This is a genomic window from Streptomyces sp. RPA4-2 (assembly GCF_012273515.2).
GTDB classification, from domain to species: domain Bacteria; phylum Actinomycetota; class Actinomycetes; order Streptomycetales; family Streptomycetaceae; genus Streptomyces; species Streptomyces kaempferi.
Genome location: NZ_CP050975.2, coordinates 9,746,481 through 9,760,992, shown reverse-complemented (window position 1 = coordinate 9,760,992; position 14,512 = coordinate 9,746,481). Strand labels below are relative to the sequence as shown.

The 14,512-nt window shown below is 69.5% G+C and carries 15 protein-coding genes and 1 riboswitch; of the genes, 5 read left to right on the top strand and 10 right to left on the bottom strand.

All coding sequences use genetic code 11. The features are described from left to right. Positions 1–55: 55 nt before the first annotated feature. The 5 genes from HEP85_RS43145 to HEP85_RS43125 form a co-directional block, all read right to left on the bottom strand. Entirely contained in the window at positions 56–811 is a 756-nt protein-coding gene (locus HEP85_RS43145) for a CbtA family protein (RefSeq protein ID WP_168532983.1), read from the bottom strand. Between the two features lie 19 nt (positions 812–830). Continuing rightward, entirely contained in the window at positions 831–1,046 is a 216-nt protein-coding gene (locus tag HEP85_RS43140) for a CbtB-domain containing protein (RefSeq protein ID WP_168532981.1), read from the bottom strand. A gap of 37 nt (positions 1,047–1,083) precedes the next feature. Then, positions 1,084–1,225, bottom strand: a riboswitch (cobalamin riboswitch). 165 nt (positions 1,226–1,390) lie between these two features. Then, entirely contained in the window at positions 1,391–2,494 is a 1,104-nt protein-coding gene (locus tag HEP85_RS43135) for an enoyl-CoA hydratase/isomerase family protein (protein ID WP_168532979.1), read from the bottom strand. Next, positions 2,491–2,805 (bottom strand): acyl-CoA dehydrogenase family protein, encoded by a 315-nt coding sequence (locus HEP85_RS43130; RefSeq protein WP_168532977.1) that lies wholly within the window; start codon positions 2,803–2,805, stop codon positions 2,491–2,493. Before HEP85_RS43130 ends, HEP85_RS43135 begins: the two co-directional genes overlap by 4 nt. 37 nt (positions 2,806–2,842) lie before the next feature. Then, positions 2,843–3,310 (bottom strand): MarR family winged helix-turn-helix transcriptional regulator, encoded by a 468-nt coding sequence (locus HEP85_RS43125; protein WP_168532975.1) that lies wholly within the window; start codon positions 3,308–3,310, stop codon positions 2,843–2,845. Positions 3,311–3,768: 458 nt separating this feature from the next. On the opposite strand from HEP85_RS43125, the gene HEP85_RS43120 reads away from it, so the two are divergent. Beyond that, positions 3,769–4,566, top strand: a complete 798-nt coding sequence (locus HEP85_RS43120; RefSeq protein ID WP_329524899.1) for a spermidine synthase — start codon at positions 3,769–3,771, stop codon at positions 4,564–4,566. A gap of 113 nt (positions 4,567–4,679) precedes the next feature. Here HEP85_RS43120 and HEP85_RS43115 read toward each other — a convergent pair whose 3' ends face one another. After that, positions 4,680–7,040: a discoidin domain-containing protein gene (locus HEP85_RS43115; protein ID WP_211118182.1), complete on the bottom strand. Its 2,361-nt coding sequence runs from the start codon at positions 7,038–7,040 to the stop codon at positions 4,680–4,682. A gap of 261 nt (positions 7,041–7,301) precedes the next feature. Here HEP85_RS43115 and HEP85_RS43110 point away from each other — a divergent pair, with 261 nt between their 5' ends. Then, the gene (locus HEP85_RS43110) at positions 7,302–8,537 is read left to right on the top strand and encodes a PP2C family protein-serine/threonine phosphatase (RefSeq protein WP_168532973.1); all 1,236 of its coding nucleotides are present in this window, start codon (positions 7,302–7,304) and stop codon (positions 8,535–8,537) included. Between the two features lie 281 nt (positions 8,538–8,818). Here HEP85_RS43110 and HEP85_RS43105 read toward each other — a convergent pair whose 3' ends face one another. Further along, entirely contained in the window at positions 8,819–9,445 is a 627-nt protein-coding gene (locus HEP85_RS43105; RefSeq protein WP_168532971.1) for a DUF1345 domain-containing protein, read from the bottom strand. A 494-nt stretch (positions 9,446–9,939) separates the two neighbouring features. Here HEP85_RS43105 and HEP85_RS43100 point away from each other — a divergent pair, with 494 nt between their 5' ends. Both HEP85_RS43100 and HEP85_RS43095 read left to right on the top strand, forming a co-directional pair. Further along, positions 9,940–10,605, top strand: coding sequence for a hypothetical protein (locus HEP85_RS43100; protein WP_168532969.1), 666 nt, complete (start codon positions 9,940–9,942; stop codon positions 10,603–10,605). Between the two features lie 166 nt (positions 10,606–10,771). Continuing rightward, complete coding sequence (locus HEP85_RS43095) at positions 10,772–11,251, top strand: GreA/GreB family elongation factor (RefSeq protein WP_168532967.1); 480 nt, start codon at positions 10,772–10,774, stop codon at positions 11,249–11,251. Between the two features lie 31 nt (positions 11,252–11,282). On the opposite strand, the gene HEP85_RS43090 is transcribed toward HEP85_RS43095, so the two are convergent. Beyond that, positions 11,283–11,564: a hypothetical protein gene (locus tag HEP85_RS43090; protein WP_168532965.1), complete on the bottom strand. Its 282-nt coding sequence runs from the start codon at positions 11,562–11,564 to the stop codon at positions 11,283–11,285. A 529-nt stretch (positions 11,565–12,093) separates the two neighbouring features. Here HEP85_RS43090 and HEP85_RS43085 point away from each other — a divergent pair. Beyond that, positions 12,094–12,555, top strand: coding sequence for an Hsp20/alpha crystallin family protein (locus HEP85_RS43085; RefSeq protein ID WP_168532963.1), 462 nt, complete (start codon positions 12,094–12,096; stop codon positions 12,553–12,555). 100 nt (positions 12,556–12,655) lie between these two features. Here HEP85_RS43085 and HEP85_RS43080 read toward each other — a convergent pair whose 3' ends face one another. Next, entirely contained in the window at positions 12,656–13,492 is an 837-nt protein-coding gene (locus tag HEP85_RS43080) for a family 1 encapsulin nanocompartment shell protein (protein ID WP_168532961.1), read from the bottom strand. After that, entirely contained in the window at positions 13,489–14,478 is a 990-nt protein-coding gene (locus tag HEP85_RS43075) for a Dyp-type peroxidase (protein ID WP_168532959.1), read from the bottom strand. Before HEP85_RS43075 ends, HEP85_RS43080 begins: the two co-directional genes overlap by 4 nt. Between the last annotated feature and the right edge of the window lie 34 nt (positions 14,479–14,512).

Below are 14,512 nucleotides of genomic sequence, written 5' to 3'. Positions count from 1 at the left end.
TCGCCCGCTGATGACTCAGCGGGCGATCTCGGTAGGTCATCTCTGCGTCAATGGGTCAGTTCGGTACGGGAGTTGCTCCCGCGGGGACCGCCGCCGGCCGCGGGGCCAGCAGGCGCTGCGCCAACTCCCCGAAGACCAGGCCGAAGCCGGTCCACAGCGTGAGCTGGATGGCGAGGGCCGAGGTACGGAACCGCCACAGCAAGGTGGCCGGGAAGTCCTTCGGGACCTCGTTGATGACCGGGAGGAACTCGTACGCGATTCCGATCACGAGAGCGAAGAAGACGACCGCGGCGACGGTGGCGTACCAAGTGCCCCAACGGGGTGCGAGCCGCTTGCCGAGGATCACGGCGGCGACCGCGAGCAGCACACTCAGCACCATCATCAGGAAGTACAGCGTCGTGCGCTTGCCGATGGTGTCGGGGTCGCCGACGGACGGCGGGTTGGCCGGGTACTTCAGGAACGGCACGACGTACACCGCGAGCAGCGCGCAGCCGGACAGCAGCAGCGCGGTCGCGCGCGGGCTGAAGCGGCCGACGCGGCCGAGTGCGAAGCAGTACGCGAGGGCGGCGATGCCGCCGAAGGCCACTCCGTAGATCAGCACGCCGGTGGCGAGGCCGCCGGTGGACTGAAGGCTACGGCTGACGATCTCGACCTCGTGCCCGTGTGCCGGGGCGTGGGCCTCTTCGAATCCGATGGCATCGTCGACGCTGGGCTCGCCCAGGAAGTAGGCGACGACGAGGGCCAGCACACCGGCGGCGAGGCCGGCGAGCATGCCCCGCACGAGAAGGTTTCTGACAGTTGCGGAGTTCATGGGTGCGCGGTGTCCCTCGTCAGTGGCAGGGGAAGCCGAGGAGGTGGCGGGCGTCGTGCACCCACTCGTGAACGTCCTCGCCGGAGACGACGGAGGTGGCGCCCTGCTCGGCGCCGACGAAATAGAGCATGACCAGCATCAGGATGCCGAAGAAGACCGCCCAGGGGACGATCGTGCCGATCGGCAGTTTGGCGGGGATCGGGGTGGCTGTCGGCGGAGCGACGGTCTGCGCCATGGCAGGACCTCCTCGGGAGTTCGCGTCCCATCTCGGTGGTGCACAGGACGACAGCTGCGGGTCTGACTTGAGAGACCCCCTGCGGAGGGGGTCTCGTTCACAGTGGCGCGACCGTGCCGGATTTCCACCGGCTTCCGCCATGCCGTCGTCGATATCGCACTGACCGTACCGCGTGTCGGGTTCATGGCCAAGACCGTCCCCGCCGCCGTGATCTTCGTCTCGCCAGGCGGGGCGGCCGCCGTGACCTGTGGGTCAGCGGTGGGGGAAGCGGGCCGACCGCTTCCCGGCGAAGACGCTCATGGGCCACCCGTACGCCCCCTGCTGGATGAACGCGACGGCCCGGCTCACCTGGGCGCCTCCCGCGTGATGTCGGGTGCGGCAAGGCCGAGTTCACGCTCGCCGAGCGGGGTGAAGAAGCGTGCGACGTCCGCGTCGGAGACCTCGGCGAGCGTCGGCGGCGACCAACGCGGTTCGCGGTCCTTGTCGATGACCTGGGCCCGGATGCCCTCCACGAGGTCCGGTTCGGTGAGTGCCGCGCAGGAGACGCGGTATTCCTGGTCGAGCACCTCCTCCAGGGAGCCGGGCCGACGGGCTCCGCGCATCGCGGCGAGGGTGACCTTGAGGGCGGTGGGTGACTTGGTGAGCAGGGTCTCGGCGGCCTCCTTGGCCGCGCTGTCCCCGTGATCCAGCAAGCGGCCCACGATCTCCTCGACGGTGCGGGCGGAGTAACAGGCGTCGATCCAGCGCCGTGCTTCCGCGAGGCCCCCGGGCGGCGCGTCCCTGACGTGACGGCCCAGAACTTCCCGTACCGGCGCGTGAGCGAGGTCCTGGACGAGTCGTGGCAGGGAGTCGGACGGCACGTACTGGTCGGACAGCCCGCACAGCAGGGCGTCGCCCGCGCCCACCGGGGTTCCGGTCAGCGCCAGGTGTGTGCCCAGTTCGCCGGGCGCGAGAGCGAGGAGGTAGGTGCCGCCCACGTCCGGGACGAAGCCGATACCGGTCTCGGGCATCGCGATCCGGGAACGCTCGGTGGCGATCCGTACGCTGCCGTGCGCGGAGACACCGACGCCGCCGCCCATCACGATGCCGTCCATCACGGCGACATACGGTTTCGGGTAGCGCGCGATACGGGCGTTGAGCCGGTACTCGTCGCGCCAGAAGGCCATCGACGCCGCGCCGTCCCCGTTCCGGGCGTCGTCGTGGATGGCGCGGATGTCGCCGCCCGCGCACAGGCCCCGCTCCCCCGCGCCGGTCACGACGACGGTCTCCACGGCCGGGTCGTGTTCCCAGACCGTGAGCGCCGAGTCGATGCGGCGGACCATGGTGTGGGTGAGGGCGTTGAGCGCCCGGGGCCGGTTGAGGGTGAGGTACGCGGCGCGCCCCTCGGTACGCAGGAGTACGGAGTCGTCGGTGCCGGTGACCGCCCCGGCGTCGTGGGCGCCGGTCATCCGAACACCCCCATCAGGCCGCGGGCCACGTTGACGCGCATGTTCTCGTTGGTTCCTTCCAGGATCCGGTGGACACGGAGATCGAGGACGATCCTCTCGATGCCATGGTCGCTCAGGCGGCCGTCGCCGTTGCGCGGGGGCGGGACCCGGTCGGCCACGGAGCATCCGGTGGCGGTGGCGAACCGTCCGGCCATGGTGCGCAGGGCCGTGTCGCGCGGCGCATCGACGCCTCCGGTCGCGCCACGCATGTCGTCTCGGCACCGACACCCTCGCCCTCGGCCCAGGGCAAGGCGGGCCGTCGACGTACTCATCAGCCGGGAGAGGGGTCGCCAAGGGCGGGCCGCGTCCTCATCGGGGGGCTATACGCTCCAGCACCCGGGCGGCCGCGGCGATGTCGCATCCCTCCAGGCGGGAGAAGACGTGACGCCGCGCACTCGCGAGATTCGTCGGCCAGGCCTGCTCGAGGCGCGTCCGTCCCGCAGTGGTCAAGGAAGCGAGCCACCCGCGTCCGTCGTTCGGGCACCTCTTGCGCAGCACGAGCGACTGCGACTCCAGGCGGTTCACCACTCTGGTCATGCCGCTCACCGACATTCCGCACGTGTTCGCCAGGTCACTCATGCGCAGTTGGGCGTCGGGGGCCTCGGAGAGGTGCACCAGTACCGTGTACTCGGTGCCGCTGATCGGTTGCTCCATGAGCATGTCGGCGTCGACGGCGCGAGACAGGGTCGCCGTCACTCTGCCGAGGGCCCGCAGGAACGCCTCCTCGTCAACGGTGAGGGGCTTGACCGTCTGCTCAGGCTTGATCGCGTCCGCCATGAACACAGTGTAGGTGCCTGGCAGCAGCCTCATCCGGTCTGCATACCGAGCCCCGACGGGGGGTCCCGGAAGCAGAAGCACGGCACGGAACCCGCGTGGCGGACGGGCGGCGACTCAGCGGCTTCGACGACCCGACATCTCCGCACGGTGCACCAACTCCCCTGGCGGACGGAGGCGTTGTCGGTGGTGCATGGCAGCGTCGCGGTCGCGACGGACACGACCGAAGTGCGCCGTTTCCCGTCAAGCCGCTCGCCGACAGGGCCTCCGCGGTGGCCTGCGCCCTTCCCCGCCGTCCCGCACGAGCGTCCCGCCGACGACGTGTGTCGCGTGCTCCGCTACCTGGCGCGCGACCGGTGCTCGCCGTACACGATCATCCGGTTCCGGCCAGTACGGTACCTACCTGTGGCGCGGCCCGACCGCCCGCCGCCAGTGGACCAGGAAGCGGAGAAGAACACCGGATGAGCGTACGTTTCGAGGAGATCGACTGGCGGTCGACGCCCATGGGCGAGATCAGTCTGCGTCGTCGCCGGCACCCGGTGTCAGGAGAGGACGTGTACGAGGTCAAGCTCGGCGACGAATACCTGATGTCGAGCCTCTTCACCGAGGGCGAGGTCGAGCTGGCCCGCCTCGGTCTGGCGGAACTGCCCGAGGGCCCGCTCGACGTCGCCGTGGGCGGGCTCGGTCTCGGGTACACGGCCAGGGCGGCGCTGGACGACCCGCGGGTGGGTTCGCTGATCGTGGTCGACGCCCTGGCCGAGGTGATCGACTGGCACCGGCGCGGCCTCGTACCGCTCGGCGCCGGCCTGGCGTCGGACCCCCGGTGCCGACTGGTGCGCGGAGACTTCTTCGCGATGGCCGCGGGAAGCGCGGCGGCGGGCGGCCCGGTACCCGCGGACGGTCCCCAGGCGGAGGACGCGCGGGACGCGGCCGGCGAGGCCGCGCGCGGGCTGGACCCGGAGACTCCCGGGCGCCGCTTCCACGCGATCCTGCTGGACGTCGACCACTCACCGCGTCATGTGCTGCACCCCGGCCACGCCGCGCTCTACGGCCGGGAGGGGCTGACCGCCCTGGCGGAACTCCTGTATCCCGGAGGCGTGTTCGCCCTGTGGTCGAACGACCCGCCGGACAGCGAGTTCGGCTCGGTGCTCGCGGAGGTGTTCGTGGAGACCGCCGCGCACGTGGTCGATTTCGACAATCCCCTCCAAGGCGGCACCGCGGCCAACACCGTCTATGTGGCCCACAGGCGTGCCGAGTGAGGTGACCCGCCCCGTCCGGCGGACGGGACCGCCGCTTCCTGCCGGGAAGCGGCGGTCCGCGCCTGGCGCCGACCGGGTCGTTCCGACAGACCTGCGGTCTGTCCAGGTGCGTCCTAGCCGGTGTAGGCCTCCAGTTCCGACAACTGCGCGGCCGGCCAACCGGTGTTGCCCGTGAGGGTGACCCTCAGATAGCGGGTCGAGCTGCCGGGCAGGGTGACGGTCGCGGTGTTCCCGCTCGCCGGATCGAACGTGTAGGCCGCCGAGGATTTGAGCGTGGTGTAGGCGGTGTTGTCGGTGCTGCCCAGGATGCTCAGGGTCTGGGTGCGGCCGGCCCAGGCGGACGCCGGGGGCAGTTTGAGGACGACACGCCTCACCGCCTTGGAGGCGCCGAGGTCGACCGTGACCGACTGGGGGAAGGCGTTGTTCGCGCTCTCCCAGTAGGTGTTGGCGTTGCCGTCCACGGTGTTGGACGCAGGGTAGACGTCGGTGTGGCTGGTTTCGGTGACAGGCCGGTTCTTGGCGATGTTGACGGTGGGGTCCGTCGGGGGCTCGGTCGGTGGGTCGGTGGGCGGGTCCGTCGGCGGCGGTGTGCCTCCGCCCGGTACTCCCCCGTTGGTCCACTTCGGATCGGGCCACGTACCGGTGCAGACCGGAGGGTCGGCGTACCAGCCGCTGTTGCCGGCACCGCGGGTGATCTCGAACCCGGACCCGATGCAGTTGTGAATCGGATTGGACTGGCCGATGTTGGTGGCCGTCACGTCGCTGAACGACGCCGTGCCCGGAGCCTGGATCTGGAGGGCGTAGGTACCGGCCCCGTCGATCCGTACATGGTCGAAGTGGAGACCTCGTGTCGCCCCCTCGATCAGCATGATCGCGGCGTACGAACTGTCCAGGATCTCGCTGTCGGTGACGTTGATGGTCGCGTCGACCGGTTCGTTGAGCCCGCTGAACCAGACCGCGCCGACGCCGAACTGCCAGTTGTAGTCGTCGTTCCCGGTTCGGATCAGGGTGTTGCGGGCTGCCGTGATGGTTCCCGAGACCGCGGTGCCCTGACCGGAGTTGACGCCGGGATAGCGGTTGGCGATGTGCAGGCCACCACCGTTGGTGAGGGTGTCCGCCATGACGTTGTCGGAGATCGTGATGTCCTTGCCGCCGTACGTCACGATGTTGTTGGCGAGGATCGGCAGGACCACCGTGTTGAAGGTGAACTTGTTCTTCACGTTGGGCACGCTCTCCGCCCACATCGCCAGTCCGTCGTCACCCGAGTTGCGTACGAAAGTGTTGGTGACCGTGGAGTTGGTGACGCCCATGTGGAAGTTGACGCCGTCGGCGGTCTGATCAAGGATGCGGCTGTTCTTGATGGTGAAGTTGTCCATCGGGCCGTCCATCCAGGCCCCGCATTTTGTGTGCTGCATCCACACGTTGTCGACCGTCGAATTCGACAACGCGCCACCGATGGCATTGACCTGGTCGTCGTCCACTCGCTCACGGATGTCACCGATGATGGCGAAGTCCTTGAGGGTGACGTTCTTGCTGCCGCCCTGGTTGGCGTACTTGCCGTAGACGCCGACGGCCTTCGCCCTGTTCGACGGGTCGCGGCCGGTCAGAACGCTGTACCAGGGGCCCGCGCCCGCCAGGGTCACCTGGTCCACGACGATGTGGTCGCGCACGTCGTACGTGCCCTGCGGGATGTAGACCGTCCTGCCCTGTGCCTTGCCCGCGTCGACCGCGGCCTGGATCTTGGCGGTCGAGTCCGACGCGCCGGTGGGGTCGGCGCCGAAGTCACTGACGACGTCGAGAGCTCCGGACGGCTTGCCTATCGGCGCACCCACCTGCTCGAAGTCGGCGAGGTCGATGGTGAACGTCGGTGAGTCGCTCGTGGACGACACCTGCAGGCGCACCTTGCTGCCCGCCGGCAGCGTGGAGCCGAACATGGTCCTGGTCTCGTCGTAGAAGTGGTGCGGGTTGGTGTCGCCGGGGTTGTTGTTGAAGGGGTAACCGCCGTAGTACCAGCCGTACTTGGATGTCACCGGGACGGTCTTGAGCTGGTTGCCGTCGACCTTGAGGTCCATCGTGGCGCTGCGGCCGGTGCCGGCGGCGTTGTCCGGCAGCGAGTAGCGGAACGACATGGCGTTCGCCGGAGCCGTCAGCGTGAACTCGACGTACTCGCCGGTCGCGTCGAGCGTCACCGCCTGACGGCCGGAGGCTTCGGAGGGCAGTCGGCCGTACAGGCGGTCCGGGCCGATCAGCGTGCCGTTCGTCGCGGCGTACTCGGCCTCCTGTTCCTTGAACGGCACGGTGGCACCGCGGCCGGAGATCCCGACGGGTGAGGGGGCGGGGACCCCGGCCGCGGAGGCGGCGGGAGTGGAGAGTGCCACGGCGGCGACCGCGCCGGCCGCGGCGAGGGCGAGCGACACCGAGGCGGACATGCCGCGTTGCAACGTTCTGCGTCTGGCGGAAGGAGTCACAGTCATGCGTCCTTCGGGGTTCGTGGGGGAGCGCGGACGCGAGAAGGCTAGAAGCGCGGGTGCAGGAAGTCCATGAGTGTGCGCAAAATTCGAATGGATTACCGCAAATAATGGACGTGACGGACAGGCGATCGCGCCAGCGGCAGGGCCCCTGGCCGGCACGGGGCTTCCACGACTCGTCCGGGGCTGAGGGGCGCCTCGGCCGGACGGACCGTAGCGTGAAAGGGCAGGTCGAGCAGCAGGGGCACGGACAGGGAGACGGTGAACATGCAGGGGATGGATTACGAGGCCCTGTTCGCCGCCACACCGAGCCCGTATCTGGTGCTGGGCCGGGACCTGGTGATCGTGGAGGTCAACCAGGCCTATCTGGAGGCGACGGGCCGGACCAGACAGGACCTGCTCGGACAGCGCATCTTCGATGCCTTCCCGAACAACCCGGACGACTCCGAGGCCGACGGCGTGGAGAACCTGAGCGCCTCGCTGAACCGGGTGCTGGCCTCACATGCGCCGGACACGATGGCGCTCCAGCGGTACGACATCGCGGTCATGGGGCACCCCGGAAGCTTCGAGGAGCGGTGGTGGTCCCCGATCAACACACCGATCATCGGGCAGGACGGCCGGGTGACATGGATCATCCACCGCGTGGAGGACGTGACCGCGTTCGTCCAGGCGCACAACACATGGAGTGGGCCTGGACAGCACTTGACGGAGCGTGACGCCCTGGAGGCCGAACTGTACGGCCGGGCCCGGGAACTCCAACGGCTGAACGAGGAACTGCGCAACGCCCACACCCGCGAGCGCCAGGTCGCGGTCACGCTTCAGGAGGCCATGCTCCAGTCGCCGGACCTCGCCCGGCATCAGGACGTCGCGGTGCGCTATCTCCCTGCCGCAGGTTCACTCAACGTGTGCGGCGACTGGTACGACGTGGTCGACCTGGCCGACGGCCGATTCGCGGTGGCGGTCGGCGATGTCGTCGGCCACGGACTGGAGGCGGCCGCCGTCATGGGGATGCTGCGCAGCGCCCTGAGCGCCGCGATCCGGGCGCTGGAACGGCCCGCCCAGGCACTTGAGGTGCTGGGCCTGTACGCCCGTTCGCTGGAGGGCGCGCTGAACACCACCGTCGTCAAGGCGATGGTGGATCCCCGTAGCCACTTGATCATCTACAGCAACGCGGGGCACCCGCCCCCCGTCCTGGTGCACCCGGACGGCACGTGCAGGCTGCTCGACGAGGCGGTCGATCCGCCGCTGGGAGCCCGGCCCCAGCACGTTCCTCGCCCCCAGGCGGGTCAGCCCTACAGTCCCGGGGACACCCTCGTCCTCTACACCGACGGGCTGATCGAGCGTCGCGACGAGGACATCGACGAGGGGCTGGCCAGGCTGACCGAGGCCCTCGGGCGCCACAGGTTCCTGGGCCCGGAGCACCTGGCGGACGCCCTGCTGGCCGATCTCGGCCTCGTCCGCGGCGCCCATGACGACATCGCTCTCGTCATCGTCCGCCTGTGACGTCCCGGGTCCGTCGACGACGGACCCGGGACGTGAGCAGGGGCGCGTCAGCCCCCGCTCCTCGGCGCTCAGGACTGCGGTCGTCGCCTGTGGTTGGCGGCGTGCTTGCGGCGGGCCCTCTTCTTCCGGCGTCGCTTCGAGGACATGAAAGCCTCCTGTTGACACGCTCGGGGGCATTGCGGCCAACCATCATTTCACAGGGGACCTGACCTGGCGATTCGCGCCGCGTCACCCGTCCTGGCACCTCTCCGGATCGGTGGGTTCGGATCGATGGGTTCGGATCAGTGGGTCACGATTCCCACGACGAGGTTGATGGCGGTGGCGAGGATGCTGGTGCCGAAGACGTACGACAGGAGGCAGTGCCGCAGCACCAGGGCGCGGATCGTCGGACTCGAGACGCTGGTGTCCGAGACCTGGTAGGTCATTCCCAGGTTGTAACTGAAGTAGAGGAAGTCCCTGTACGCCGGTGGCTGCTGGGAGTTGAAGTCGATCCCGCCCGCGGACTCCGGGTAGTAGAGGTAGGCGTAGCGGGTGGCGTACATCAGGTGGAGTGCCGCCCAGGCCGTGAACACACCGGCAAGGGCCGTCGCCGCATGCGTGGGGTCGGAGTTGCCGATCAGAAGCACGACGATGCCGACCAGGCCGCACACCGCGGCCGCGATGACCACCAGTTCCTCGGCGACGGGCCGCAGATCCTCACGTCGCGCGTGGCGCCGAGTCGCCTTCGCGTCCATCGGCCACAGGACGATCCAGCCCGCCACGACGAAGAAGGCCTCGGTCGCGGCGATACCGGCCAGAATGCCCAGCGTTGTGTCGACGGTGACGCCGACGGCGACGCCGGTCACCACCCCGACGACCACCGCGCAAGCAAGCCTTGGAAGGGCGGAGACCGGCAACCAGGTGCTCATACGTCACAACCCTAACGTCCTCGTCCCAGGTCAGCGCCCGGACACCGAAGCCGTCAGATCCCTCCGACCATCCATGAGAAGCGGACCGACCGCGCCCGCCCGCCGCCCGCGACACCCCAGGGCGTGTTGCGGAAGTCCCGCTCAGCCGCGAGCCCACCTGAACACTCCGCGGCGGCCCGCCGGAGCGGCGCCTGGTGCCACGGCACCAGGGCGTGTTAGGAAAGTCCCGTCGTCCGCCCGGAGGGCGGGCCTCGCGGCGTCTGGTGCGTGCTCTCGGTGAGCCGGGCGGAAGCCCGCGTACTGGACGTACTCGGGTTTTCGCCCGGTGCGGCGAGAGTGCGTGCCAGGCGTCGCGAGGCAGACGGGACTTTCGCAACACGCCCTAGCTCGCATGGGCCAACAGACGCGCGTGTCACGGCCCCGGGCGGCAGGGTGTTGATGCGGGCTCCGGAGCGGCCACGCGGGATGACGAGCACCTAAGGCCTGGAGGATCCATGCGGGAGAAGCCGCTGAGCAAGATCGGCGACGAACTGTTGCGCCTGCGCCACGGCTTGTCACACACCTCGGAGCACCGGACGCCACCCGCCGGGTTCGGCATCGACCGATCGCTGGTCAGCGGCTTCGTCGCCGGTGAACTGTCCCAGCAGGACGAGGCGGAACTCGCCCGGCAGATGGCGGGGCTGCTGCCCTTCCACTGGTCCCAGCCCAACAGCTACGCCTCGATCACGTCGCAGGTCACGGATCATCTCGGTGGTCAACGGGAGCTGATGACCTGGCTGGACCGCTTTCCCGGTGTGCCGCGCCTGGTGGCCCGTCTCTACGTCCTCATGGGCCTCCTCGACCAGTACAGCGAGAACGCCGCCGTGGTCACCGCGTTGCGCGAACTTCGCGAGCGGACGCCCTATCCGACGGGGCTCAAGGGTTACCTCGTACCGGAAACCGATGACGAAACCCTCGCCGGCATCGCCTTCAGAATCGAGGAACTTCTCGGTGACGTGGAAAAGGACAGGGCCGTCGATCTCGCCCTGGCCACGACGGCCTGTCTGCGGCAGATCGCGCCGCGCGCCGAGGAGATGGATCCCGCGGTCGGTGACCTGGGCGAGCTGATGGACCACAGCCGACAGGACATCCAGGACGCGGCCGCCGAAGCCCGGGTCTGACACACCGCGTCATCCCGGTCCCACCGCCCCTGCCGAGCCGAGCGCGTCGCCCGCCCGGCCGGAGATCTCGGCCCGCGCCTCACCGGCTCAACTGGCGGGCCCGCTGGCGGCCTTGGCAGTATGGACGGTTTTCGATCCTCCCGCGCCCCACCCCTCAGGAGCAGGAATGAGCAGCGAACCCGCGCCGATCAGCGAAGCCGCCCGTCGCGCCCTCGAACAGGAACTTGCCGACATCCGCGCGGAACGACAGACGGTGGCGGCGACCCTCCGCAGCACCGACACAATCGGTGACCACGCCGACCAGGCCGACGAGTTGCAGCGCGCCAACGACCTGGAGCACCTGGACGCGCGCATCTCGGAGATCACCACACGGCTCGGTCAAGCGGCCGACGCGGGCCGCCCCTCCACCGATGTGGTCGGTGTGGGCAGTACGGTCACGGTGCGGTTCGCCGACGGCACGGTGGAGACCTTCCAGATCGGCGACGTGGCCGAGGAGTTGGACCAGACGCTGGTGACGGCCGACAGCCCACTCGGACGCGCCCTCCTCGGCCGCCGTGCCGGGGACCCGGTGCACTACAGAACGCCCGAGCGGAAGATCACGGCGGTGGTCGTGTCCCTCGGGAAGGCTCCCGAGGGACAGGGGTGAGTGGGTGAGTGATCCGTGGCCGGACTCGGGTTCAGCCCTTGTAACGGGTCGGCGGGTAGGGGGCACGCGCCTTCCGGGGGGCCGTGCTCGCCGGGATCTCACCCGCGCCCACCTCACGGTCGATCTCGTCCCGCTCTGCCTGGTAATCGGCCTCCGGACTCGGTGACTTACGGGTACGCAGATCCACGTCCTTGCGGTCACGTTGCGTCCGCTGGGCGAGATCTTCCTGGTCGGGGCGCCGGGGCAGCCCCCTGCCGTGGCCGTCCTCCGGGTTGCCCTCGACCGCTCGGTTGGACTTGTGGTGGTGTGCCATGCGTCGGTCCTCCTCCAGTGCGCACCCGAGTCCGTACGCCCGTATGCGCCGTGTGTGTCAGGGTGCCGGGATCCGGCGTCGCCCTGTCCTCCGGCTGCCCGCCCGGCCGCCCGAGGTCCAGGAGTGCCGGTGCGGCCTCGATGAGCCGTGCGATCAGGACTCTCCGTACCGCCGGTGACGATGACGCGGACGGCATGCCGAGGGGCCGGTCCAGGGATCCGCTGAATGGATCGGACGAGTCGAGAGCGGTCGACGACATCGGCATGGCAGGTCCTGGTGCTGCGACAGGTCCTTCTCACCCAAGCGCGATGCCCACCGCACCGCAACCGGAGGGCGGCCGCGGAGATCGAACAGCGGGCGTGCGGAGAGCGGGGACCGGGCGGAGTGGGCGCGGCGATACGGGTGGCTCCGACGAGTTGCCCGCTACCGGCGCCCCGGAGAGGATCGACCCGCGGACCGGGAGCCGTGCGCGCTTGACCGCCGTCGGCGAATCCGGGGTCCGGGCCCCTCGAAGACCGGAGACATGGTGATGAGTGAACGAACGGACACCACCCGATCGAGCCCGGTACGGGCGGCCTGGTCGGCCGGCCACGACCCCGCGGCCGAACTGGAGCAGCTGTGGGGCGAGGTCAGCCGTCTGCTCGAACGATCGTCGCCGTCGGCCGGATCCTCGCGGCACTGGATGCCACTGACCGAGGAGGAGGACACGGGCGACGCCTACCAAGTCCGCGCGGAACTTCCCGGTGTCCCCCGAGCGTGTGTGAGCGTGGAGATCGACGGGCGGGAACTGCACATTCAGGGAACGCTCGACGACACGACGCGCGGCCATGCGCTGCGCCGCCGGTCGGGTTCGTTCTCCTACGGAATCCGGATCCCGGGTGACGTCGACGTCGAAGCCGTCCGGGCCGACCTGTGTGACGGAGTCCTGACCGTACGGCTGCCGAAGACGGGAGTCTCCACACGGCGGACGATCGCACTCGGGGCGGACTGACCTGGCGGGCCACGGCCCCCGCGGCCCCTCATCGCGCCGCCCGACCGGCCCCCGACCCGATGAAAACGATGTTCCGGGAGATGCCGGTCTCCGCCGCAGGTCAGGCGCTCCCGGTGCCCGCCGCCGGGTCGAGTACCACCACGGCTTCGTCCGTGTAGACCAGGAAGGTCAGGGTCTGGCGGAAGTACAGCTCGATGTCGGTGGCGTCGTGCGTCGTGTAACCGACGGCGAGATCCTCACCGAGCCGCAGTTCGTAGTCCCCGCCCCGGGTGGTCAGCAGGAAGCCCCCTTCGATGGCGGGCGCCCAGATCAGCTCACCGTCGAGCATGCGCCCGAGATGGCTGGCGACGGGGTAGCCGTGGTCGGAGGTCTCGCTGACCGCCGTGTACGCCTCGGCGCCCAGGAGCAGCGAGTACGGACCCTGGACACCGGCCAGGCGGAGCGCCGTGAGGGCGCTGCTCACCGCGTCCGGGAAGTCGCGCGGTTCCGCGGGGAGCCGCAGTACGGGGTTGGAGGTGCGCCCGCGCAGCCCGTCGACGCGAGCGGCCCCGTAACCGTTGAAGACGGCCGCGTCCTCGGCGAACGCCATGGTGCGCGCGGCGTCCTTGACCGGCTGCCAGTCGGAGTCCTTGGACCCGCGGTCGACGTCGTCGACAGCCGCGCGGCTCACCGTGAACGGCACCCGCAGTTCGACCAGGGGCTGCGCCCCACGCAACCGTGCGTGGACACCGGCCGCCGGTGCCTCGATGCCGGAAAGATGGCCCGTGCCCACCGCCGCGAGCTCGGGGCCTTCGGGGCCGGAGACGTCCACGACCCGCCGGCCGGCGAGGTTACGGCGGAACGTACGGCGTGCCTCGTCCTCGATCTCGGCCCATGCTCCGGGCGTGATCGGGGCGAGCTCGCGATGCAGATTGGTGACGCTGTCGGGCGTGGTCATGTCCGGACTCCTTTGAGGCTGCCGATACCCAGCGACCCGTCCGACGGCGCCGTGCCGCCCGGAGCGTCGGGAAGGTCGTCGAGAAACGTGGCGGTCGGCACGTGGAACAGGCACCCGGTGATCGAGGTCGAGAAGTCGAGGATGCGGTCGTGGGCGGCCGGGGCGTCTCCGAGGAACATGTTCCTCAACATCTGTTCGGTCACGTCGGGTGTACGTGCGTAGCCGATGAAGTACGTGCCGAATTCGGCCTCTCCGAAGGTGCCGAACGGCATGTTCTCCCGCACGATCTTGCGCTCGTTGCCGTCCTCGTCGGTGATGGTGTTGAGTGCCACGTGGGAGTCGGCGGGCTTGGCGTCGTCGGAGAGTTCCACGTTGGCCAGCTTCGTCCGCCCGATGACCAGCTCCTGTTCCTGCGACGACAGGGCGCTCCACGCCGTGAGGTCGTGCAGGTACTTCTGGACGATCACGTAGCTGCCCCCGGTGAAGTCGGGGTCCTCGTCGCCGACGAACACCGCGTCGACCGCGAGCTGCCCTGCGGGGTTCTCACTGCCGTCGACGAAACCGAGCAGGTCCCGCTCGTCGAAGTACTTGAAGGCGTGGACTTCGTCGACCACCATGACCGCGCCGCGCAGCCGTTCCGTGATCAGCCGGGCCAGTTCGAAACACAGGTCCATACGTCGGGCTCGCAGGTGGAAGAGGAGGTCTCCCGCGGTGGCCGGGGCTCGATGGCGTTCACCCGCCAACTCCACGAACGGGTGGAGCCCCTGCGGACGCGGGCCGCTGAAGAGCCGGTCCCAGGCCGCCGAACCGATACCCACGACGCAGCTGAGCTCGTCGTGGGGTGCGCGGAACGCGACCGAGCGGCGCAGGCCCGAGACATCCTCCAGCAGGTCCCGGACGGTGTCCTCGCGGCCCGGCGCGATCACGACCACAAGGAACACGGCGGCCCTGGCCGGTGGGACGATCACGGCTTGGGACTCAACCACGAGCGGCCTCCTCGAGCGATGCGGAAAGGTCTGG

Bases quoted from the DNA above. Each gene is read 5' to 3' on its own strand.
- HEP85_RS43080 (WP_168532961.1), bottom strand. From the start codon at position 13,492: ATGACCACGCCCGACAGCGTCACCAATCTGCATCGCGAGCTCGCCCCG.
- HEP85_RS43095 (WP_168532967.1), top strand. From the start codon at position 10,772: ATGAGCAGCGAACCCGCGCCGATCAGCGAAGCCGCCCGTCGCGCCCTC.
- HEP85_RS43100 (WP_168532969.1), top strand. From the start codon at position 9,940: ATGCGGGAGAAGCCGCTGAGCAAGATCGGCGACGAACTGTTGCGCCTG.
- HEP85_RS43140 (WP_168532981.1), bottom strand. From the start codon at position 1,046: ATGGCGCAGACCGTCGCTCCGCCGACAGCCACCCCGATCCCCGCCAAA.
- HEP85_RS43120 (WP_329524899.1), top strand. From the start codon at position 3,769: ATGAGCGTACGTTTCGAGGAGATCGACTGGCGGTCGACGCCCATGGGC.
- HEP85_RS43125 (WP_168532975.1), bottom strand. From the start codon at position 3,310: ATGGCGGACGCGATCAAGCCTGAGCAGACGGTCAAGCCCCTCACCGTT.
- HEP85_RS43145 (WP_168532983.1), bottom strand. From the start codon at position 811: ATGAACTCCGCAACTGTCAGAAACCTTCTCGTGCGGGGCATGCTCGCC.
- HEP85_RS43105 (WP_168532971.1), bottom strand. From the start codon at position 9,445: ATGAGCACCTGGTTGCCGGTCTCCGCCCTTCCAAGGCTTGCTTGCGCG.
- HEP85_RS43085 (WP_168532963.1), top strand. From the start codon at position 12,094: ATGAGTGAACGAACGGACACCACCCGATCGAGCCCGGTACGGGCGGCC.
- HEP85_RS43130 (WP_168532977.1), bottom strand. From the start codon at position 2,805: ATGAGTACGTCGACGGCCCGCCTTGCCCTGGGCCGAGGGCGAGGGTGT.
- HEP85_RS43115 (WP_211118182.1), bottom strand. From the start codon at position 7,040: ATGACTGTGACTCCTTCCGCCAGACGCAGAACGTTGCAACGCGGCATG.
- HEP85_RS43135 (WP_168532979.1), bottom strand. From the start codon at position 2,494: ATGACCGGCGCCCACGACGCCGGGGCGGTCACCGGCACCGACGACTCC.
- HEP85_RS43090 (WP_168532965.1), bottom strand. From the start codon at position 11,564: ATGGCACACCACCACAAGTCCAACCGAGCGGTCGAGGGCAACCCGGAG.
- HEP85_RS43110 (WP_168532973.1), top strand. From the start codon at position 7,302: ATGCAGGGGATGGATTACGAGGCCCTGTTCGCCGCCACACCGAGCCCG.